At 37.7% G+C, this 21,485-nt stretch carries 17 protein-coding genes; 4 read left to right on the plus strand and 13 right to left on the minus strand.

Features of this window, described 5'->3' with window-relative positions:
* The first annotated feature begins 1 nt into the window (after nucleotide 1).
* The gene (locus ACUN8G_RS03025) at nucleotides 2–805 is read left to right on the plus strand and encodes a DUF3108 domain-containing protein (RefSeq protein ID WP_437345644.1); all 804 of its coding nucleotides are present in this window, start codon (nucleotides 2–4) and stop codon (nucleotides 803–805) included.
* 5 nt (nucleotides 806–810) lie between these two features.
* Here ACUN8G_RS03025 and ACUN8G_RS03030 read toward each other — a convergent pair whose 3' ends face one another.
* Nucleotides 811–3,981, minus strand: coding sequence for a ligand-binding sensor domain-containing protein (locus tag ACUN8G_RS03030; protein ID WP_437345645.1), 3,171 nt, complete (start codon nucleotides 3,979–3,981; stop codon nucleotides 811–813).
* Nucleotides 3,982–4,140: 159 nt separating this feature from the next.
* Here ACUN8G_RS03030 and ACUN8G_RS03035 point away from each other — a divergent pair, with 159 nt between their 5' ends.
* Entirely contained in the window at nucleotides 4,141–4,779 is a 639-nt protein-coding gene (locus ACUN8G_RS03035; protein ID WP_437345646.1) for an HAD family hydrolase, read from the plus strand.
* Here ACUN8G_RS03035 and ACUN8G_RS03040 read toward each other — a convergent pair.
* From ACUN8G_RS03040 to ACUN8G_RS03075, 8 genes are all read right to left on the minus strand, one after another.
* Entirely contained in the window at nucleotides 4,776–5,591 is an 816-nt protein-coding gene (locus ACUN8G_RS03040; protein ID WP_437345647.1) for a M23 family metallopeptidase, read from the minus strand. The genes ACUN8G_RS03035 and ACUN8G_RS03040 overlap by 4 nt on opposite strands.
* Nucleotides 5,592–5,600: 9 nt before the next feature.
* Nucleotides 5,601–8,495, minus strand: a complete 2,895-nt coding sequence (locus ACUN8G_RS03045; protein ID WP_437345648.1) for a tetratricopeptide repeat protein — start codon at nucleotides 8,493–8,495, stop codon at nucleotides 5,601–5,603.
* Nucleotides 8,496–8,641: 146 nt separating this feature from the next.
* The gene (locus tag ACUN8G_RS03050) at nucleotides 8,642–9,979 is read right to left on the minus strand and encodes a KamA family radical SAM protein (protein WP_437345649.1); all 1,338 of its coding nucleotides are present in this window, start codon (nucleotides 9,977–9,979) and stop codon (nucleotides 8,642–8,644) included.
* A 158-nt stretch (nucleotides 9,980–10,137) separates the two neighbouring features.
* On the minus strand, nucleotides 10,138–10,302 hold the full coding sequence (locus ACUN8G_RS03055) for a hypothetical protein (RefSeq protein WP_437345650.1): 165 nt from the start codon (nucleotides 10,300–10,302) through the stop codon (nucleotides 10,138–10,140).
* 70 nt (nucleotides 10,303–10,372) lie between these two features.
* A complete protein-coding gene (gene ybaK / locus ACUN8G_RS03060) occupies nucleotides 10,373–10,852 on the minus strand; it encodes a Cys-tRNA(Pro) deacylase (protein ID WP_437345651.1) in 480 nt (159 codons plus the stop codon).
* A complete protein-coding gene (locus ACUN8G_RS03065; protein ID WP_437345652.1) occupies nucleotides 10,842–12,188 on the minus strand; it encodes a sigma-54-dependent transcriptional regulator in 1,347 nt (448 codons plus the stop codon). Before ACUN8G_RS03065 ends, ybaK begins: the two co-directional genes overlap by 11 nt.
* Nucleotides 12,185–14,275: a sensor histidine kinase gene (locus ACUN8G_RS03070; protein WP_437345653.1), complete on the minus strand. Its 2,091-nt coding sequence runs from the start codon at nucleotides 14,273–14,275 to the stop codon at nucleotides 12,185–12,187. Before ACUN8G_RS03070 ends, ACUN8G_RS03065 begins: the two co-directional genes overlap by 4 nt.
* Before the next feature lie 8 nt (nucleotides 14,276–14,283).
* Nucleotides 14,284–15,123, minus strand: a complete 840-nt coding sequence (locus ACUN8G_RS03075) for a DUF3078 domain-containing protein (RefSeq protein ID WP_437345654.1) — start codon at nucleotides 15,121–15,123, stop codon at nucleotides 14,284–14,286.
* A gap of 122 nt (nucleotides 15,124–15,245) precedes the next feature.
* On the opposite strand from ACUN8G_RS03075, the gene ACUN8G_RS03080 reads away from it, so the two are divergent.
* Nucleotides 15,246–15,593 (plus strand): hypothetical protein, encoded by a 348-nt coding sequence (locus ACUN8G_RS03080; protein WP_437345655.1) that lies wholly within the window; start codon nucleotides 15,246–15,248, stop codon nucleotides 15,591–15,593.
* 2 nt (nucleotides 15,594–15,595) lie between these two features.
* Nucleotides 15,596–17,614, plus strand: coding sequence for an excinuclease ABC subunit UvrB (gene uvrB / locus ACUN8G_RS03085; RefSeq protein ID WP_437345656.1), 2,019 nt, complete (start codon nucleotides 15,596–15,598; stop codon nucleotides 17,612–17,614).
* A 4-nt stretch (nucleotides 17,615–17,618) separates the two neighbouring features.
* Here the strand turns inward: uvrB and amrB are convergent, their stop codons facing one another.
* The 4 genes from amrB to ACUN8G_RS03105 are packed head-to-tail and all read right to left on the minus strand — an operon-like array spanning nucleotide 17,619 to nucleotide 21,459.
* Nucleotides 17,619–18,683, minus strand: coding sequence for an AmmeMemoRadiSam system protein B (amrB, locus tag ACUN8G_RS03090; protein ID WP_437345657.1), 1,065 nt, complete (start codon nucleotides 18,681–18,683; stop codon nucleotides 17,619–17,621).
* Nucleotides 18,684–18,690: 7 nt separating this feature from the next.
* Complete coding sequence (locus tag ACUN8G_RS03095) at nucleotides 18,691–19,533, minus strand: putative periplasmic lipoprotein (protein ID WP_437345658.1); 843 nt, start codon at nucleotides 19,531–19,533, stop codon at nucleotides 18,691–18,693.
* Between the two features lie 9 nt (nucleotides 19,534–19,542).
* Nucleotides 19,543–20,520, minus strand: a complete 978-nt coding sequence (locus tag ACUN8G_RS03100; RefSeq protein WP_437345659.1) for a methyltransferase — start codon at nucleotides 20,518–20,520, stop codon at nucleotides 19,543–19,545.
* Between the two features lie 3 nt (nucleotides 20,521–20,523).
* Nucleotides 20,524–21,459, minus strand: coding sequence for a YitT family protein (locus tag ACUN8G_RS03105; RefSeq protein ID WP_437345660.1), 936 nt, complete (start codon nucleotides 21,457–21,459; stop codon nucleotides 20,524–20,526).
* Nucleotides 21,460–21,485 lie beyond the last annotated feature (26 nt).

The raw sequence follows: 21,485 nt of genomic DNA on the forward strand, positions 1-21,485 counted from the left end.
AATGGACAATAAATTAGAAGACATCATCAAAATTTTAGTGGTCGCTTTTATTTTTGCATACAATATAAATTATGCACAAAATAGAAATAACGAATTCAGAGAAATCAAGAATGATGCGTTTACCACCGGTGAAATTCTAAGATTCGAAGTTAGATACGGTTTTATTACGGCAGGCATTGCCGAATTTTCAATACCGCGTATGGTCAAAATAGCAGGCCGAGAAGCATACAACGTTGTCTTTAAGGTTAATTCTATTCCCGCCTTCGATATGTTTTACAAAGTCCGGGATCGTTACGAAACATATATCGACAAGGAAGGAATATTTCCCTGGCGATTCGAACAGCACATACGAGAAGGAGGATACTCGCGCGATTTTTCGGCATTCTTCGACCAAAGACGTGGCATTGCAAGAACCTCAGAGGGCTCTTATGAAATTCCCAAATATGTTAATGATATTGTTTCTGCATTTTATTTTACCAGAACTTATGATTTTTCCAGTCTTAAACCCGGAGAAAAAATTCAACTCGAAAACTTTTACAAAGATAAGGTATATCCTCTCGATGTAATTTACCGTGGCAAGGAAAAAATTAGCGTCGATGCCGGAACTTTCAAATGTATAATTCTTGAACCGATAATCCGCGAGGGTGGACTATTCAAAAGCGAAGGCACAATCGTTATCTGGTTAACAGACGACGAATTGAAAATTCCGGTTAAGGTTAAAACGAAAATATTGATTGGTTCAATTGATGCCGACCTGATTTATTACGAAGGACTAAAGTCTAGACCAAAATCGAAGATTAATTAAGTAATTTATTTTTGGGCGAACTGAATTGTAAAATAAAATTTTGTTCCTTTACCGGGTTCACTTTCAACCCATATTTTACCGCCGTTGTTTTCGACGTGTTCTTTACACAGTATCAATCCAAGTCCCGTCCCCTTTTCGCCCTGCGTACCTCTTTTGGTAAAATTATCATTTGGATCGAAAATTCTATTTATTTCTCTCTGCTCTATTCCAATGCCACTATCCTCAACACATACTTCGAGATAACCATCGTTCGTAGTACTTGTTTTAATGATTACATTACTGTTCGAATAAGAAAATTTTATTGCATTCGAAATCAAATTGAGAAGTACAGACTCGATTGCTGTTTTATCCGCATAAACACTTTTCTTGCTACCCGGAATATATTTAATCATAATATTTTTTTGTTCTGCATACGTTCGAAGCAGCGTAATAATATTGTTAATCGATTCCGAGATATCGAATTCTATTTTTCGATATTCAATTCGACCGGCTTGAATCCGAGCCCATGCAAGTAAATTTTCAATTAAATTATTCAACAAAAGCGTTGAATTCTTTATCAAATTTATTAGTTCATCTATTTCGTCGTCTTTCAATTCCTTTCTACTATTCATCAGAAAATCGGCAGACGAAGCAATTGAATAGAGTGGATTTCTGAGGTCGTGAGATATAATCGAGAAGAGTTTGTCTTTGGTCCTATTTAATTCTTCCAGTTTTCCAGCATATTCTTTTAATTCTTTCTGTACGGCTTCCTTCGCTCTAATTTCATTTTTTAATTCTTCTGTACGAATTTCGACGATCCTTTCTAAGAGCGCAGTTTGTTTTTCCTGTTTATGGAGTCGCCATTTAATTGCAAGATAAACTAAAACTATCAATAATAACGGCACAATGATTTTGAAATATATAGTTTGATAAATTGCTGGCGGTATGTAAATGGATACTTTCGCTTCCTGACTTCCCCAAACATTATACTGATTCGAAGACGTGATTCTGAAAACATATTCTCCGGGTTCGAGGTTATAATAAATTACACTTCTCCTATTTTCCCATATTTTCCACTCATCTTCATAGCCTTCGAGTTTGTACTTATATTTTATTTTTTCCGGTTTGTAAAAAGAAGGCGCTATAAAATCAAATCGAATTATAGAAGTGCCCACAGGGGCTTTCATACTTCTCGTAATTTCGAAGGGTACAAAATTGAACAATACCCTTTTGATTTTAACTGGAGGTACATAATCACTGTAAGGCTTTAAATTTGGATCGATTGAAATTGCTCCCTGAAGAGTGGGGAACCAGATTTTTCCCGATGAATCGAGGGCCACGGCTCCCTGGACTCCTCCGTTGCATTCGTCATTTTTCATACCATCTTCAGTTCCGTATTTTTCTGCATTGACCAACTTGATTTTTCCATCGGCAACTTTATTGAGTTTGATCTTACTCACTTTAAATATGCCGTTATTGCTGCTTCCCCAGATGAAACCATTGCCATCCTCCACAATAGCATGTACTGCATCGGTCGGCAATCCCTCCCGTCTCGTTATCTGTCTAACTTTTCCATCTTTGATTCTGAGTATCCCGCTGCCACTTGTTGCAATCCAGAGAGTTCCGGATTTATCACAAATGATATGACGTATTAAATTCGAAGGAAAGCCGTTCGATTCTTCGTAGTATTTGTATGTTCCGTTATTATAAATAATGAATCCGTTGCCGGCCGTCCCAAGAAGTAGATTCCCTCTGTCGTCCTCGGTTATAAAGCGTACACGCAAAAGCGATGATTTTTCGTCAACAGATTTTTTAATTAGTTTTCCGTTGCCGTATAAAAACAATCCCCCGCCGTCAGTACCCACCCAAAGATTTCCTTTCTTATCGACGTAAAGCGCATATATCTCATTGCAATTATTACACACATATCGTTTCACTTTACCTAATTTACCGTCGATAAAATAATAGAGCCCTTTGTTTGTACCTACCCACAAAGTATCGTTCCTTATAGCATAGGTTTGTATCATTAAGTCAGGCTCTCTGTTATAAATATAATTGTACACCTTCCCGTCGACTATTCTCGTAATGTTATTAGTACGCGAACCTATCCAAACGCCTTTTTTGTCAGCTATTACTGAAAGAACAAAATTTTCGGGTAAACCTTCTTCTTTTGCAAAAGTTGTTATAATCCCTTCGTGAATTTTATAGAGACCATTACTGTAAGTGCCCAGCCATAAATTATTTTCTTTGTCGAAATAGAGATCGATTATACTATTATAATTCGTCTGAGAGGATAAAATAAAACTATCGACCTGTCCTTCGTTGAACCTATAAAGCCCGTTCTGCGCACCAATATAAATTACGCCGTTTTCGTCTTCTTCGAAATCGAGAGCAGACAATCGTTTTAATTTGTCCTTCCCCTTAAAATAGACCGGCTTACCGTCTTTTATTAATTCAATGCCTGAATTAAACGTCCCCACCCACAACTGTCTTTTACTATCTAAGTAAACCGACCTTACAGAATTACTCAACAATCCCTGTTTCGTGGTAATAGCGCTAAACTTAATTCTACTGCGGTCATATTCTACAACATTAACGCCACCTCCACGAGTTGCCAGATAAACTTTTCCTTTTTGATTACCTGAAATTTTATAAATATAATCGTTTGTTAATCCATCTTTCACCCTATAACATTTTACTTTATCCATATCGATTATATTCAAACCGTTCGACGTCCCAGCCCATATTCTTCCATATTCATCCTCGAATAGAGTGCGTACAGAATTGTTCGAAAGCCCATTGCTTAAGTCGAACAATTTAATTTCACTTTCAGAATATTTTAATAATCCGCCGAATGTAGCTACCCAATATGTGCCTCTTGAGTCCTGCAGCATTGCAACTACAAGATTATTTTTCATCAAGTCGATATTTTCCGAGCTGAAGACTTCAAAACGAACGCCGTCATATCTGACAAATCCCTCCTCAGTACCGAACCAGATAAATCCATCCTTCGATTGCATAATACCATAAACAGAATTCTGTGGAAGTCCTTCATTATTTGTCCACTTTTCGATAACGTACTGGCTAAATTTCTTGGAAGGATCTAATGATTGTCCGACATTTATATGAACGATAAAAGTAAAGACAATTACCGTTCTGATTACCAACTGATAATGTTTGATTAAATTGTAGTTCATAATTTTCTCATATCTTCACACAATTTCCCCCACTTAACCATATCTAAAACTCAATTTTACAAACATCGTAATCTATCCCTTTTATTATCGTAGTGATTTTATAAAAGTTTAATCGAACTTAATCAATTACTCTTAATTTTATTATTTTTGCATCAAAAAATGCTTAATAAATACAGACATATAATCTGGGACTGGAACGGAACAATTTTAAACGACGTCGATCTGGGAATTGAAATTATCAACCGGCTCCTACGCGAAAGGAACCTACCGAACATAACAAAAGAAATTTATAAAGACGTCTTTACAATTCCCGTTAAAGATTATTATGCAAAGCTTGGGTTCGATTTCGAAAAGGAGCCATTTGAAGTTATAGGCAGGCTCTGGATTGAAGAATATGAAAAAAGAAAATACGAATGTTCAATTTATGACGGCGTTCTCGATGTAATGGAAAGAATTAGAAACAACTCAGTCGAACAATCGATACTTTCTGCTTACTCACAACACACACTCGAAGAAATGGCAATGCGTCTTGGCATCGATAAATATTGTAGCCACATAGTAGGACTCGATAATATTTATGCCGCGGGAAAACTTCATCTTGGACTCGAATTACTCAAAAAGATTGGAAACGGCAATGGCAGGCTATTGCTTATTGGCGACACACTGCACGATTTTGAAGTGGCAAAAGCTATTGGTGCCGACTGCATTCTATTGTCAACAGGACACCAGTCGAAGAAAGTATTAAAATCGGCTGGAGTTAAAGTTATAGATGATATCCGTGAACTTCTCAATTATTAATTTGCGCTGAGATTCAAGATACTCAGCGGGTCAATTCTCTTGGAATACCATTGTACTCCCCAGTGGAGATGTGGTCCGGTCGACCGCCCTGTCGATCCAACTTCGCCAATCACTTCACCTTTTTTAACTAATTGACCATCAGTAACGTACAATTTATTCAGATGCAGATAAATTGTATTTAAGCCCAGCCCGTGATCGATTAAAACAAAATTGCCGTTGAAATAGAAATCTTCTCCCGCCAGAACAACGATACCGTCTGCAGCCGCTTTTACCTGAGTGCCTACTTCTACATCTCCGATATCAATTCCATTATGAGGCTTCTTAGGAATCCCATTGAGAATTCTCTGACTACCAAAAACAGCTGTAATTTCGCCACCTTCCACCGGCATAACAAATCCGTCATCGAACATCATCGAATCGATCTGCCCAATTTTTTTGCGGGCTTCTTTCATAATCTCCAACTCCCGATCTATTCTTTCCATATCTTCCTCAGGAGGATCTACGTATTTATCTTTGATTTTCAAGCGCTGAATTTCATATTTCCGTTTTTTAATGGTTAGTTTCTTAGTTTTAATTGTACCGTCTTTGAATTTGATTTTTAATGTCCTTAACCCTTTTTCGTTCCTGTCGAAGCCAATTACAAATCTACCGTTTTTATCTACCGGGATCGGCTTTTTATTCAGATATACTTCCACTACATTCTCTCCACTTCCAATTATAATTGAGCCCTGGACAGCTTCGCCGCTCAATTTATAATTCTGTGCACTACAGATAATAGACAACAACAAGAAAACCGAAAAAAATAGTCTCATTTTTTCACCTTAAAAAGCTGTCCAGTAGATAGATAATTGAGTTGAAAAATATCTGTAGCTCGCGTCGTCCCTTGAGGTGCTGCCCATCCCCATTCTTCCACTGATTGTAAGGTTTTCTAAAGGACGATACAAAAGTTCGAGGTGTCCTTCGAGAGCAATAAATTTACTGAAAGGGATGTAACCAATTTTTCCCCCGAGTACAACGGTTAAATCCTTCTTTTTCTCCAGTTCATTATCCAGCCAGAAACTGTGAGATTCAAAATTTTGCGGTGAGTAATAATATTGCGACTTAAATTTATAATTCGTGTAATAATATTCGTATCCAACGATTAGATCGCTATAGACATATTTACCAAGTCTTATCATCAAATCGTTGCCTTCGTTGATATCCGAGACAGAAATGTATTGAAAAGACCCGCTGATCTTTAGTCCGTTCTTGTGAATATAATATCCGCCGACACGATAGAGCGAGGCATAATACGTCTGGTCGATTAAATAAGGCGAATAGAGAATCAATGCGCCATCCGAATTTTGATAAGTGAAAGATACTGAAACAGTATCTCTGATTTCAAAATTTGCGAAAACTTCCTTTTCATCTCGTTGTAACCTGCCCGCCGAATTTGTAACTCCCACTCCCGTTCCAACATTGAAATATTTCGAAATGCGGATTGTAACCAAACCTTTTAATGTTCTATAATTCCTTGTTCCAATATAATCATAGGTAGAAATTATGTCGGGATTCAGAATTTGTGAGTTCGAATTTAGTCGGGTAGAACTGAACAGAAATCCCGCCGACAAATAATTATTAATACCCAGGTCGGCGCGTAAACCGAAAGTGGACAGACTAAAACTAATATTATCGGAATAATATTGTGATAGAGGTGCGATCCCGACATAGTATGGAAATGTTTCGAGGATGGCGGCTATTCCAGTAACTGGCAGCCAGCCTTTACGTAGTTTTACCAACTCGACTTTTGAAGAGTCGAGATCCCAGGTTTCGAGTAGCATATTATAAATTTTACGTGCAGAATCGGGCTCGCCAAGTTTCAAATAAGAATCGCCGAGGTACAAATGCGCTTCAAAGTCCGTCGAATCCTCTTTAATAAGCTCTTTAAATGCTTTGACTGCATTGACAGAATCGCCCAGTGCATAATAAACTTTTGCCCTTTGCATTGCTGCATCGTAATTATATCCCAATTCAAGCACCTGATTATAAGCTTCGAGAGCGCGTTGATACTCTTTAGCACAGAAGAGGACGTCGCCATATTCCTTGAGTATCAATAAATTCGGTTCAGCTTTCGACATGTATTCTTCATAATAAACCAGTCCATCTTCGCAATGACCGTCAAGAACTTCTTTTCGTCCTTTCTCCAGAATACTATAGAGCTTTTCTTCCTCTTCTCTCAGTTTTTGCCAGTCAATATCCGACTGTAATTTAATTACTTCGTCGTTTGTCGGATCGATACTGCGGGCTTTGTCGGCATACTTTTGCGCTTCTTCAAAATTTCTTTCAATCAACATTAAGGAGCCCATCGCGATATTTGCATCCAGATTATTCGGCCTTTTCTGTAAAACGTTATTGAGATATTCTCTGGCAAGTTCCATATCTCTTTTAATCCATACCGAGACCTGAGCTCTGAACAATTGATAATCGAGATTATCGGGAAATTTTTCCAGAAGCTTATCCATTATATCGATAGACCTGTCGAACTCGCGATTCCACGCCAATATCCTGGCGTACTGATAAATCAATTCGGGGTCATCCTCGTCTGGTACTTGTTCAAAATATTTGTCGAGATAAGTCAGGGCACTGTCGTAAAATTGTAGATACTCATAATAGCGGGAAAGAATTTTAAGAGCATCTTTGTCGAGAGAATTATTTGCCAATCTCAATTTTGCTCTGTCGAGATTAAGCCGATAAAGACTATCGCGGAATTGCACCACATAATCCCACTTAGACTGAAACCGTTCGTCGTCGCTATGCGCAAAACCGATAATTTGAAGTTGTTGATATGCCTCTTCGATTCTTTTGGCTTTAAGCAATTCGTCGACGAGTTTAAATCTTATTTCAACATCGGAGGGATCTTTTTTAAGAAGACGATAATAACGATCAATCGGATATTCTTTTTCGAAGGCTCGTGGATTTTGCTGCGTTACATAAGCTTGCCTGTTAACGATATCCAGACCGTCGCGAGCTTCTTTGAAGAACGGCTTTATTGCAAGAGCTTTTTCGAAAGCATCTTTGGCAATATTGTATTTGCTAAGCCACATTGTAAAATATCCATACCTGCTCCAAAGCCGCCAGTCGTCGGGATATCTTTCTACATACTTTTTTAATATCTTTTCACCTTTAGTAATACTCCCAGTTTTAGCTAAAATTTCTGTATATCTAATAATTTCATCTGGCGAGGCGTTGTCGTCTCGCTTGAGATATTCGTCGTACCATTCCTCAGCCTTGTTCCAGATTTCCATCCAGCGATAACACTTTCCTATTTCGAGGTAGTTGATCGGATTGTCTGGATTAATGGCAATTTCCCTCAGATGACCTTCAATTTTTTTGTTGAGGATGTTATACCACACTTCCTGAACTCTTCTGAGATTTTTGAGATACTCATTCCTCCTGGTATTGTTCTTTTCGAGTGCAATCGCTCTTCTGAAATCGAGCACGGCATTTTCGTACTGCTTTCTCTGTTCGAAACAGCGCGCACGTAAATTATAACCTTCGGGATTTTGTGGAACTGCAGAGATATACTTGTTTAACTGGTCAATTGCTTCGCCGTACCTACCATTTTCCATATGTTCGAGAGCAGTTTTGCGATATATTTCCACATCCTTATTCTGCGCCTGTATTAATTGCGCAATTACAAAAATTATTAATAGAATTGTAAGCCGCTCTCTAATCATCAGAGTTTTATAAAGTTGTCAGGTCAAAGTTATTAAATTATATCTAATAATTCCGTAATTTAGTTCAATTAATAAATAGTAAAAAAATCCCGGAATAATCACGCATTAAGATTAATCCGGGCTTTATTATGAAAATAATAAATCTATTATTCAAAGTTTTCCGATTCGTCGTCGTAGATATGTTCGTGAAAGATCGATTCGAGTTCTTCTTCAAAGAAGAATTTGTCTTCTCCGAAAGCAGGCTTAAGCTGGTCAAGCCAGATTGCATTTTCATCGTATTTAGCAAAGAACGGCTTTGCAACCCAATCGGGATTTCTGCCCTGGAGAAATCTTAACACAATGATCTTTTCGCCATTGACCTCATTTACACCGAGAATCTGTACTTTGCCCGGGGTGGCACTCATACTTGGTCCTCTTACCGTACGGCAAACTCCACTTACACTTTGATAAGCATTACGATAAATATTCCATGCTTCGACAAGAGGCACACCAAAGAATTCCTGTGCACCTGTGTCGCGTGCAATAAACATGTAATATGGAATACAATTCAAGTTAACCTGTTTTCGCCACATTTCAGCCCATATTCCAGGTGAAGCATTGATATGCTTCAATAACGGCGATTGAGTTCTTATTTGAGCACCGGTAGCTCTTATCCTTCTTATTGCTGTTTCGGCTGCAGGTGTGCTTAATTCCACAGGATGATTGAAGTGTGCCATGATTGCGAGATTTTTACCTTTTGCAACTATCTTTTCGAAAAGCTTAATCAAGTCGTCTGCATCGGGCTCGTCAATGAAACGATATGGCCAGTAACCGATGGCTTTAGTGCCAATTCTAATTGTCTGCAGGTGTTCCATATTGGCGTTAAGGATCTGTTCGATATAAGAAGCAAGAATTTTTGTTTTCATTATCAACGGATCACCGCCTGTAAAAAGCAGGTCTGTTACTTCAGTATGTTCCTTCAAATATTTAATCAGCAATTCTGTTTCTTTCATGGCAAATTTTAATTCACTTATGCCCACAAATTGTGGCCATCTAAAACAAAATGTACAGTAAGCGTGGCATGTTTGTCCCTGACTCGGAAAGAACAACACTGTTTCCCTGTACTTATGCTGGACTCCAGTCAATTCAATGCCGTCAATTCTGGGAACGTTGTATTTTTGTCCTGCTGGATGTGGATTTAGCTCCCATCTAATGTTATTGACTATTTTTTTGATTTTGTCCTGCGGCGCACCGGAGTCTAAAAGTTTTTCAATTTCTTTGAAATGTTCTTGACTCAGCATTTCTGCCCGGGGAAATGTAAGTGTAAAAATTGGATCGTCCGGAACTTTATCCCAATCGATAAGTTCTTCAACCACATAATTATTTGTTTTGAAAGGAAGAACCGCTCCAACAACTTCAATAGCTCTTTTCTGATTATCGTCCAATTTCTGTAATTGTGGCAATTCCTTCCAATTTCTTAGCGTATAACTCTTATAGTTTCTCATGACAGGTTCCTCTCTCGATTTATTTAAAAAAAATTAGACTATGCACACTCACCAGGCTTTACCAGATACACCAATTCTCATCGACAGGATAGCGGAGATAGTACTACAAGATTTTAGACAGGATAATTCGGACAGTAAAAGATGTTACATTAAAGGAGTTATTTTATAGATGTAACTTTATTTACGTCGTCAAGTTTTACGAATCTTTCCTGAAATTTGTATTTACCGTTTTCGGATTTAACAGTAGAAACCACTTTAACATTAACGAAAGCTGCTTTTGCTTTGCTTTTTGCTTTATCTGCGAAGCTTTGTTGTTTTGCCATTGAATATTCTCCTTTTTTTTGATTTCAAATCTAAGAAAAAACGGCATAAAATAAAAATAAATCGATAAGGTTATTTTAACAGGTCAGCCCACGAGGCATTAGTTACATTTTTCAGATCATCGGGCGAAATTAACAATTGCATACCTCGTACACCCGCACTTACGTATATTTTATCCCAGAGTTGGGCAGTTTCGTCGATAAATGTTGGGTAGATTTTTTTCATCCCAATTGGTGAACATCCACCCCTGATATATCCTGTGAGAGGTAGCAATTCTTTAACTTTAACCAGATCGATTTTTTTTACATTGGCAGCATTAGCTGCTTTTTTCAGGTCGATCTCGCAATTTCCGGGAATAACAAAAACAAAAATTTCACCGCCGCCTTTTGCAACAAGTGTTTTGAAGACCCGCTCCGCTTCAGCATTGATTTTTTTAGCCACAGAAAGTGCGTCGATTTCATCTTCGTTGAATTCATAAACAGCGGTTTCGTACTTGACATTCAACTTATCGAGCAGTCTTAGAGCATTAGTTTTTTGGATTTTATTCGCCATCTTCAGCTAAACCGTAATTTTCAATTTTTGAATATAAAGTAGGCAACGATATTCCCAGAATCTTCGCTGCTTCTGGCTTGTTCCATTTGGTATGTTCGAGAACAAATTTGATATGTTTTTTTTCTACTTCTTTGAGTGATATTAATTTATTAGAGTCGTTGTAAAGACCAGCTTTTATCAAAAGATTTTCTTTGTGCAATATTTCATCGTTCGAAAGAACAATAGCCTGCATGAGAGTATTCTCAAGTTCGCGTATGTTACCGGGCCAATCGTATTCAATTAACGATTCAATTGCTTCCGATGAAATTTTATTTACATTCTTATGCAGTTCGGAGTTTAATTTATGGAGGAAATAGTTAACCAGCAGTGGAATATCTTCTTTTCGTTCTCTGAGAGGGGGAACATCGATCGAAACGACTTTCAAGCGAAAAAAAAGATCCTCACGGAATTTGCCTTCATTTACAAGTTGTTCCAGATTCCTGTTTGTAGCTGCAATAATACGAGCTTTCATCGGTATTAAATATTCGCCCCCGACACGTTCGAATTCTTTTTCTTGCAGCACTCTTAACAATTTCACTTGAAGATGGGGAGACATTTCGGAAATTTCATCGAGAAAAATCGTTCCCTCGCCGGCTAATTCGAATTTACCTTTTTTTAGTCTGTCGGCTCCTGTAAAGGCACCTTTTTCGTGTCCAAACAATTCGCTTTCAAGGAGCGATTCGGTGATAGCCGTACAATTAACTGCAACAAAGGGCTGATTCTGAGTAATTCCGCTGTAATGAATTGATTTTGCAATCAGTTCTTTTCCCGTGCCACTTTCGCCCTGAATAAGAATTGTTACTCTGCTTGTGGAGACCTGTCCAATAATCTTATAAATTTCTTTCATGGCATGGGATTTACCGATTAGTCTTTTTTCGGGTTGAAATTCTTCGGCTTCTTTTTCAATAATCGAGTCGATTCTCTCACTCAGTTGCTTCGACTCGAGAGCTCGTTCCACTGCAATTTTAAGTTTTTCTATGTCGAGCGGTTTTTCAAAATAGTCGTAAGCTCCTTTTTGCATGGCTTCGATTGTGGTTCGATAATCGTCGTGCGCAGTTATTAAAATTACTTTTATATGCTCGTCAGTTTCTTTTGCTTTCCGTAAAAATTCAAGACCCGATAGGCCAGGCATTCTGATATCCGAGATAACAAGATCCGGCAGCATTTTTTGAAGCATCTCGTACCCTTCATTCCCATCACGAGCCGCCACCACGTTGTAACCAAGTTTTTTGAAGTAATTGGTTAATGTTTGACGAATCGAATCGTCGTCGTCAATGATTAACAATTTAGATCTCATTTTTGATACGGAATTTTAATTTCGAAAATGGTTTCTCCTGGCTCCGATTTTTTCAATATCAAATCACCGCCATGAAGCTCAATTATTTTTTTTGAAATCGAAAGGCCGAGACCCGTGCCCGAAGCTTTGGTTGTGTAAAATGGATCGTATATTTTATCCCCCTCTTTAATTCCTTTGCCATTGTCTTTGACATAGAGACAGAAGAAATCATTTTCTATCGTGGAATAAAATTCAAGTCTACCATTTTCATCCATCGCTTCGAGTGCATTTTGAGCAAGATTAATAAGAACCTGTTTGAATTTATCCGGATCGACGTTGAGCCAGGTATTTGCAGTGTGATTAAGAATCAAGGTTTTTTTATCAGATAATTTAGGAAGTATTTGTTGAATTACGTCCTCGCATAAAGAATGAATATCAGTTTCGCTTTTTGAAATTGTCAGTTCTTTCGAAAACTGAAGCACTTCCTTGACCAGGTTTGTAAGTCTCGTAATCTCTTTGTCGATTATTACAAATGATTCTTTTTCGTCATCCGATAGAATCAATGATTTGCGAAGAATGTCGGCATTCATTTTAATGGAGGTGAGGGGAGTTTTAATTTCGTGAGCCAGAATGGCTGCCATTTTCCCGAGCGAAGCAAATTTTTCAGCCCTGATTATTTCTGCTTCGAGTTTTTTCCTGTCGCTTATATCGATTTCCACGAAAAGATAACCTCGCCTGGTTTCGCCAATTTCTGAAACAGAAATCAATAAATCCTTCTGACTACCATCCTGAACTATAATCTGTATTTCACTTAAATAAATTTTTTTCTGTTTAACGCTGTTAACAATTTCATTCAGTATTTTTTTCGACCCGCTGAACTGTATTTCTAATATTGATTTTCCGTTCAGTTCAGTATCACGTTTGAATCCGCAGATTTCGTAAAATCGCTCGTTTGCTTCGATAATATTCAAATCTTCATCGACTATGGCTATAGCGGCAAGCGATTTCTCGAAGGCATTCAACAAAATTGAAATTCTTTCTTCCTTTCTTTTTAACTCACTGTTGCTATTACTCAATGTCTCAGCCATACTGTCGAATGCGCGGGACAACTCGCCTATTTCGTCATTTGAGCGAATGTTCGTCTTAACATTAAAATTACCACGTTCTATTTCATTTACTTTCTCAATCAAAAGAGAAATCGGTTGCGCTATTATCCTGGAAAACACAAATGAAAGTGTAATGCTTACCGTAATTCCCACCAGCACGCTATAAAAGAAAAATCTTATTTGTTCCTTGCCAGGATTTATACCGAACAATACTCTGCCTATGGGAATTTGAATAAGCAAAATTATTATCGGAACTATGACCAGAGCAACGAAAAATATTTTTCTATTAAGACTGAAAGACGAGACCTTCTCCTTTGCAACGGGGAACATATTATATTTACCCACAGCAATTGAAGTAAAAAAAATAAATCCAACCATAAAAGCAAGAGGACTTATTTCAACGAGATAATAAAAACCGAGTATCCATGGCAAAAGTAAACCAAAAATGTATGTGGCTGTATTGGTAATAACGAGTCCAAACAAGTAAAGGATTAATTGTTTTTTGTGAAGTTTGTTTTCCGTCGATCTGTATTTTGAAATTATCCAGAAATAATTCAGAAGGATTAAGATCAAATACCAGATTAAATAGAGTGGATAGAGATTGGTGAAATATGGATAGAAACCATGGTCGTGTGCGTATGATTCCCTTATCAACCATCCTTTCCACAACATAACCAGCAGTAATACCAATGGAACTATGACCAAAAATTCCGCCAGCTTCGTCTTGAAAATTTTACGGGGATAATAAATAGTAAAAAAAGTAATTGATACCATAATCAGAAGAAGCAAAGAATGGCACGATCGGTCGAGCAATGTAACATCGTAGGTGGGCATGAAGACAAAATGAATTGTATGAGATATCAAATATGCAATTACAAGAAAAAGCGTCAGCAAGAAGATCTTTGAATTTATCGATTCATCAGCTCGAGCATAGATTACATAAATTAATCCAGCCGCTGCAATAAATGACGAGGCAAGAAAAATTATTTGATTTAATAACATTCCCATAATTACAAAATAGAATAAGTAATTCCTATTTGCAATGCCTCTTTCGTTTGTGTTTTTAATGATTGCGCTTTTTCATAGAGCAGAAGGTAAGTAAAGTTGACACTCAACCAGTTATTAACTTTTGCAGTAATTACATTATCCCATCGAACGTCCCAGACATCGAGGCTTTCGAATCGGGAGAAAAATCTCAATTTACTCGCAAGAACGATATTATCGTCGAGATTAAAATTCATATCTGTCACCGACTCGAATCCGGTTTCGAATTTGAATGTTTCAATTTCGCTTGTTTCGGGATTGTCTGTATATTGAGTAAACCGATTCGATATTACCTCCTGAAATGCGAGACCAACTCTGGTGGTAATATTTGCGTATTTATTGTAAGCAAAGCCGAATGTTTGTGTAATATATCCTGGATCAAAAAAATCCGAAACATTCGGAGCGTTAGATAATTTGTAATCATAACCTTTCGTAACCTGTGTTCTGACGGAATTCGAAAAAAATGGATCGATAGCCCAACCTGCCTTATACGAAAGAACATCTTCCATAAAAAGGTCGTTTTCGGTCGTTTTGTAAGTAGCTTCGCCTATTTTTGCCCTTCCATACGCCGCTTTTAATTGATGTTTAAAGTTCCATTTTTCTGTGCCGCGACTTAATTTAAAATCGCCATATAGCGTCCATGCAATCGAATTTTCGCCCCCTTTTACCCAGTTATTGAATGCCACCTGGTTGATTCCAAGTCCCATTACAAGTCCCGGAATCCACTTCCCTTCCAGCGAATCGGGGGTCTGAGAATAAATTATACCAAAAGAAAACAAACAAATCATTATAATTCTCGATTTCATAAATAACCTCTTTAATTTTGGGATATTAAATTTAACAAATAAAACAGGTTCCTTACTAATTTGCTCATGTCTTGAGAGATTTTATATATTTATTACTCAATTAAACGAAACGAAAGTGTTTTATGAAAATAAATAAAATTATTTTACCTGTAATGATCGTGGCTGTAGTTTTGGTTATTTATATTACATATTTCAATCCAAAGGATGATCTGGGACTCTTTTCTGATTTCGATAAAAACAGCAACGTAAACAGGGATATAATTGTAAAAGTGATTCACGATAAAGGATTTTTTATCGATCAGGCTTCGGGTGGAACTGTTTTTTACGTTGAAGATAGAGCTGGAATTCAAATGAAAGTTTTGGGTCCTATTAAACTGCCACCGGGAATGGATGTAACAAATAATGTTACTTTGAGAGGACATTTACACGACGGTTATTTTCATGCTGCAGAAGTCAGGACACGCAACTAAGTATGAAATTTGAATTAGTTTCCAGTTACCAGCCTTCGGGCGATCAGCCGAAGGCAATTAAGGAATTGGTCGAAGGGCTCAATAAGGGACTGAAGCATCAGGTTCTGCTTGGAGTTACAGGCAGTGGAAAAACTTATACGATTTCCAATGTGATTAAGGAGGCTAATCGACCTACACTTATTATTTCGCACAACAAAACTCTCGCTGCCCAACTCTATTCTGAATTTAAATCGTTTTTTCCCAAGAACGCCGTCGAGTTTTTCATAAGTTACTACGATTACTATCAACCGGAAGCCTATGTGGTCAAAAGGGATTTATATATAGAAAAAGATTTTTCGGTAAATGAAGAAATTGATCGACTGCGGCTTAAGGCAACTACGGCATTAATTGAAGGCCGACGCGATGTAATTATCGTTGCGAGCGTTTCGAGCATTTACGGTATCGGTGCACCTGATGAATATGCCCGTCAGATTTTATTTCTCAGAAAAGGTCAGGAAATAAACCGCAAGAAACTTATGAGGGATTTAATCGACATTTATTACACCCGCAACGATATCGAATTTTCGAGAGGCACTTTCAGGGCGCGCGGAGACGTCATTGAAATTATTCCAGCTTATCAATACGAAGAGGCCATAAGGGTAGAATTCTGGGGCGACGAAATCGAGCGAATCTCGGTGATCGATTCAATTACTGGCGACACAATTAGAGAGGTAGATTCTGCACCGATCTATCCGGCGAAATATTTTGTAACAACTAAAGAACAGATCAACCGCGCAATCAAATCGATCGAAGAGGAACTTAAAGAACGCCTGCAGTATTTCTGGTCACAGGAAAAATACGTCGAAGCACAGCGGCTCGAACAGCGCACCCGTTTTGATATCGAAATGATGCGCGAAATTGGTTACTGTTCCGGAATTGAAAATTATTCGCGCCATATTGACGGCAGACCACCTGGCTCGCGACCCTATTGCCTTTTCGACTATTTTCCGAAAGATTATCTTCTGATAATTGATGAATCGCACGTTACAATTCCTCAAATAAGAGGAATGTACAACGGCGATCGCTCCCGCAAAGAAACTCTCGTTGAATACGGTTTCCGATTACCTTCAGCACTCGACAATAGACCTCTTAAATTCGAGGAATTCGAAAATCTTGTCAACCAGGTAATTTACGTAAGCGCAACACCGGGTGATTATGAACTCGAAAAAAGCGGCGGCGCCTATGTGGAACAAATTATTCGGCCTACAGGACTACTCGACCCTGAAATTGAAGTACGTCCCGTCGCCGGTCAGATTGACGATTTAATCGGAGAAATTCGCAAACGCGTCAAAAATAAAGAACGAACTCTAGTAACTACTTTAACGAAAAAAATGGCCGAAGATCTTACCGATTATCTCGATAAACTCAACATCAAAGTGCGTTATATCCACAGCGATATCGACGCTCTTGAAAGAGTCGAAATTATACGCGACCTGCGTATGGGGGACTTCGATGTACTTGTGGGGGTTAATTTATTACGCGAAGGTCTGGATTTGCCGGAAGTTTCACTCGTCGCAATTCTCGATGCCGATAAAGAAGGTTTCTTGAGAAGCGAACGCTCGCTTATGCAAACTGCCGGCAGAACCGCAAGAAACATAAACGGCAAGGTAATCATGTACGCAGACGTTATAACAGAATCAATGCGTAAAACAATCGATGAAACTTACCGCCGAAGAAAACTTCAGCAAGAATATAACGATAAACACGGCATTACACCCCAAACCGTCTATAAAAGCGTCGAGGAAATCCTCAGTTCGACCTCGATTGCGGATGTTCGTAGAAAAGAGAGCGAACCTGCAGAAACTTCAGTGCTCAAAGTAGTAGAACCGGTCATTAAGTATATGACAGACGAACAGAAAAAAGAATTGATTGAACAGATGACCGAAGAAATGTACGCCGCAGCAAAAGACCTCGAATTCGAACGTGCAGCTTTTCTTAGGGATGAAATTGAAAAATTGAAAAAAAACATCAAAGACAATTAAGATATCACCTGCTTTCTCTGTCAATATAAAATCCCAGCGTAAAGAATCCCACCCAGTGATCGAGAGAATAAGGCGCCGTTGTACCCATTGAACTTCCTTCAAAAGGAAGAAGTTTTTCTGTGTAGGTATCGGAATATTTTATTAACGCACCGTGAATGCTACCGAGATTTAATTGATCAACTACATTTTTAACAGTCATAAGACCGAATAAAAGCGGATATCTTCCACACCAGAGAGGTTGTGTACCTCGATTTACACCATCGATTAATTCTCCATAAAGACCTATAATTTTTTCTTTACCAATAACACCCACGAGATAATTATTTATTATTCTGAGGTCATTATCGATTGCGCTTTTATGAGCAGCTTCATCAATACCGTAAGGATAATTGTTAAAATCAACGCCGTAATGATTTGCATCGTTCGATATCAATATAAAAATATCTTTTCCAAGCGTTAGTTGACGTTCAATAATATATTGAGAAATAATCTCCGAAAGCTCTTTCGATATTATTTCCATTGTGTCCCGATTCATAGCCGTAACCATTACTGGAGTTATCTTTATTTCTTTATTATAAAATTGAAGAAACGGGATAACAGCTTCGATCGAATGTTCTATTTGATGAGCCCTGTTATTAATTACATAATAGTTTCGGTCTAATTTTTTCTTGATAATTTCTCTCAGGGGTGAAATTTTTACGTCGTTGTAAATTCCAGTCCACGCATCATGATTCTCGAGGATTAATTTGTTTCTGAAAGTCCCCAATTCTTTTCTGACTGTCGAATGTGTAACTCCCAGAATAATTACTTCTTTTGCATCGATCAATTTGAAAAGAGGATGATAAACTTTACCAGCATAGAGATAATCGTCGTGAACAGATATTGCGGCAATCAAACGTCCTTTGAAATTAATATTGTCGCTCGAATTTTTATTCAACCAACTAACAAAACGTTCCATCTCGCTTGCATCCCAGCAAAAACCAACTTTATCCCGAACATCTCTCTTTTCCTGAGTGTAATGTTCAGCAAAAGGCAGAAGCAAGAGCAATATGACCAATATTTTTTTCATATTCACTCTATTTCATCACCAGCTCTACTTGCTGAGGTAAATTAATATATCCGTCTTTATTTAACAAGTCTGTAACCCTGTCGGCCACAATATAGACTGTCCAATAAAGCCATTCTCTAAAGCTGCACTGATCCTTAAAGCTACTTTCAAGATAATATTTTACCAGCCTTGGAATTTGTCTATCAAAGTATTCGACCAAATCTTTTTGAGTAATCTTTGAAATATTTTCAATCGTCTTTAATTCATCTTTCTCAAAAATAATTTTACTTCTTAATCTGCCATTGTTCAGAATTTCTTTTTCAAATAATGCTGCATAGAACCTATCTCCGCCTCTGAGTGGTGGTTCGACTTTAATAATATAATCGGAAATATTTTTCATAATGGAATAGTCACGAATCACAAAGTACGCAATGTCATTAAAAGGTTTGCTCATTTTGTTTTTCTTGTATTCGTTCTCAATATTATCGAGGCGATCGAGAATAATTATCCTTACATCTTTAATTAACGAATCGAGTCTATTTAAAATATCATTATAGTCGTCGCTGGAAATTACGGGGAATGCTGGCTGAAAATTATCGTCGTCTTTTTTTATGAGGTTATTTGAAAAGAGGAAATTGATTTCTTCGTTAAATTGCATCTGATTTATTTTAAAATACTCTCTAATTTCATCGCTGGGAAATCTGTGCTTGAAAAGTAGCAGATAATCTTTCTGGCGCTTGCTTAAGTCGAAGTTTTGTTGAGGGACAGTAACAAGAACAAAATTGGCATCGAGAAAATCTTCCGGAGATTTTTTTGTACTGCATGCGCTCATTAACATTAAAGCCATTATTAAAATGAATAGTCGCTTCATAAACGACTCCTATTTAAAACCGATATAAAGTGCCGGCCCGAATCCTGTTTCTTTTTTTTCCGTTCGCCGAATGCCGGCATTGACTAACCATTCTTTAATTTCGCTTTCCGAGTAAGTGCGTCCTTCTTTTGTAGAGACGAGCATATTCACCGAAAATAAAGCCGCTTCTGGAGGCTCCGTTAAATTATCATTCATCACCCAATCTCTTATTACAATAAAGCCATCTGGAGAGAGAACATCTGCTGATTTTTTTATCAATTTATTGTTTTGATCATAACTATTCATATGAATTATCGAAGAAATGAAAATCATATCGTAATTTTGGCCGAAATCAACAGATAAATAATCACCTTCTATGAATTCGGTTCTATCGGACATCTGCTCTTCGGAAGCATACCATTTTGTAAGCGGTATTACTTCAGATAAATCGAGAATTACTGATTTTAATTCTGGATTACGTTTCATGAATGCGTATGAAAATGCACCTGAGCCGCCGCCAACGTCAAGCATTTTTTTTACTTTGCCTATATCGATCATGTATGCAATGATCTCCGCTTGCAATCTGGCTCTGTAATGCATAGCTGCGATAAATTGTTCTCTTTCAATTTCGTTTCTCTCAAAAGATGCCACACTTCTACCGTGCTTGATTATTTCCGTAAGCCTGCTCCACTTGCGCCATTGATTTGCTGTATGATGGAGATTTGGCATATAGTCGGTACTTTTTTGCGACAAATATTTAGAAGCTGTTTCCGTACAGTAATATTTATTTTTAGATTTCTTTAAAAGACCGATTGCACAAAGTGCATTAAGTAAAATGGAGGTCGCAGATTCGTCGGTGTTCAAATCCTGGGCAATTTCTTTACTGGTTAACAATTTGCCGTCGAGCTCAGAGAATAGATCGAGTTCGACAGCAGTTAGTAATATTTTGCTAATGCGAAAAGAAGAAGCAAGCGTTTCGATCTCTCTTTTGTCGAGTAAGTCGCTCATTTATTAGATCCTTCTTCTAAATCCTTCGCCGAGCACCTCGTGCACGTTATAAACGATTACAAATGCAGAGGGATCGATGCTCTTGACAAGGTCAACCAGTTTTGATACTTCGCGCAGTGGCACAACAGTCAAAATCATTTCACGTTCCACATTTCGATAAACACCTCTGGTTTTGACAGCAGTGCACCCTCTTCCCATTTCAGTCAATATCGTATCGATAATTTCATTGTATTTGTCCGATATAACGTAAGCTGCTCTGGCGTAGTCGAAGCCGTCAATAATTGCATCAATTAATCGGGAAGAAACGAACAAAAGAAAAATTGCATAAAATGTTAGAGTTAGCGCAGGACGATTGGGCGAGAGATTTTTTAGTTCAATTATCATTCCTGCAAATGCAATAACAAAAAAGTCGATTATCATTATTGCCTGGCCTGGTTTAATTCCAAACCGTTTATGCAAAATCGAAGCTACGATATCGGAACCAGCGGTTGTACCTTTAAATTTGAAAACCAGACCGAGTCCAATTCCAAGCAAAACAGCACCAATAAGTATCAAGAAAAGAAAATCGTTTTTGTACAAATCCTGAATTGGCTTGGTATTTTGCAGGCGAATAAAAGAAAGTCCTGGTATGTCGCCCCTGAAAAGATCGATAAAAATTGAATTGAATGTAAAACCGACGAAAGTACGCATACCGAACTTACCGCCGAGTTCCTTAATTCCCCATATAAACAAAGGCACATTAAAAATCCAGATCAGCATACCAACTGGAATTTTATTGCCTGACAAATAATGAAATGCCATCGCCAATCCACTTACTCCGCCTGGTACGACCTGTGCATCTACAAGAAATACTCCGATACCTACAGCCATAATAGCCGAACCGATTATAATTACGGTATAATCTATTATCGGGTACTTCATAAAAAGTGACTTAATCATGGTACTCCAAAAATTTATTTTTTGAG

Source organism: Melioribacter sulfuriphilus (assembly GCF_052656625.1).

Excerpts from the sequence above, each read along its gene's own strand:
- ACUN8G_RS03050 (WP_437345649.1), bottom strand. The coding sequence starts at position 9,979 with ATGAGAAACTATAAGAGTTATACGCTAAGAAATTGGAAGGAATTGCCA.
- ACUN8G_RS03045 (WP_437345648.1), bottom strand. The coding sequence starts at position 8,495 with ATGATTAGAGAGCGGCTTACAATTCTATTAATAATTTTTGTAATTGCG.
- ACUN8G_RS03075 (WP_437345654.1), bottom strand. The coding sequence starts at position 15,123 with ATGAAATCGAGAATTATAATGATTTGTTTGTTTTCTTTTGGTATAATT.
- ACUN8G_RS03105 (WP_437345660.1), bottom strand. The coding sequence starts at position 21,459 with ATGATTAAGTCACTTTTTATGAAGTACCCGATAATAGATTATACCGTA.
- ACUN8G_RS03025 (WP_437345644.1), top strand. The coding sequence starts at position 2 with ATGGACAATAAATTAGAAGACATCATCAAAATTTTAGTGGTCGCTTTT.
- uvrB (WP_437345656.1), top strand. The coding sequence starts at position 15,596 with ATGAAATTTGAATTAGTTTCCAGTTACCAGCCTTCGGGCGATCAGCCG.
- ACUN8G_RS03040 (WP_437345647.1), bottom strand. The coding sequence starts at position 5,591 with ATGAGACTATTTTTTTCGGTTTTCTTGTTGTTGTCTATTATCTGTAGT.
- amrB (WP_437345657.1), bottom strand. The coding sequence starts at position 18,683 with ATGAAAAAAATATTGGTCATATTGCTCTTGCTTCTGCCTTTTGCTGAA.
- ACUN8G_RS03100 (WP_437345659.1), bottom strand. The coding sequence starts at position 20,520 with ATGAGCGACTTACTCGACAAAAGAGAGATCGAAACGCTTGCTTCTTCT.
- ybaK (WP_437345651.1), bottom strand. The coding sequence starts at position 10,852 with ATGGCGAATAAAATCCAAAAAACTAATGCTCTAAGACTGCTCGATAAG.
- ACUN8G_RS03055 (WP_437345650.1), bottom strand. The coding sequence starts at position 10,302 with ATGGCAAAACAACAAAGCTTCGCAGATAAAGCAAAAAGCAAAGCAAAA.
- ACUN8G_RS03035 (WP_437345646.1), top strand. The coding sequence starts at position 4,141 with ATGCTTAATAAATACAGACATATAATCTGGGACTGGAACGGAACAATT.
- ACUN8G_RS03030 (WP_437345645.1), bottom strand. The coding sequence starts at position 3,981 with ATGAACTACAATTTAATCAAACATTATCAGTTGGTAATCAGAACGGTA.
- ACUN8G_RS03095 (WP_437345658.1), bottom strand. The coding sequence starts at position 19,533 with ATGAAGCGACTATTCATTTTAATAATGGCTTTAATGTTAATGAGCGCA.
- ACUN8G_RS03070 (WP_437345653.1), bottom strand. The coding sequence starts at position 14,275 with ATGTTATTAAATCAAATAATTTTTCTTGCCTCGTCATTTATTGCAGCG.
- ACUN8G_RS03065 (WP_437345652.1), bottom strand. The coding sequence starts at position 12,188 with ATGAGATCTAAATTGTTAATCATTGACGACGACGATTCGATTCGTCAA.
- ACUN8G_RS03080 (WP_437345655.1), top strand. The coding sequence starts at position 15,246 with ATGAAAATAAATAAAATTATTTTACCTGTAATGATCGTGGCTGTAGTT.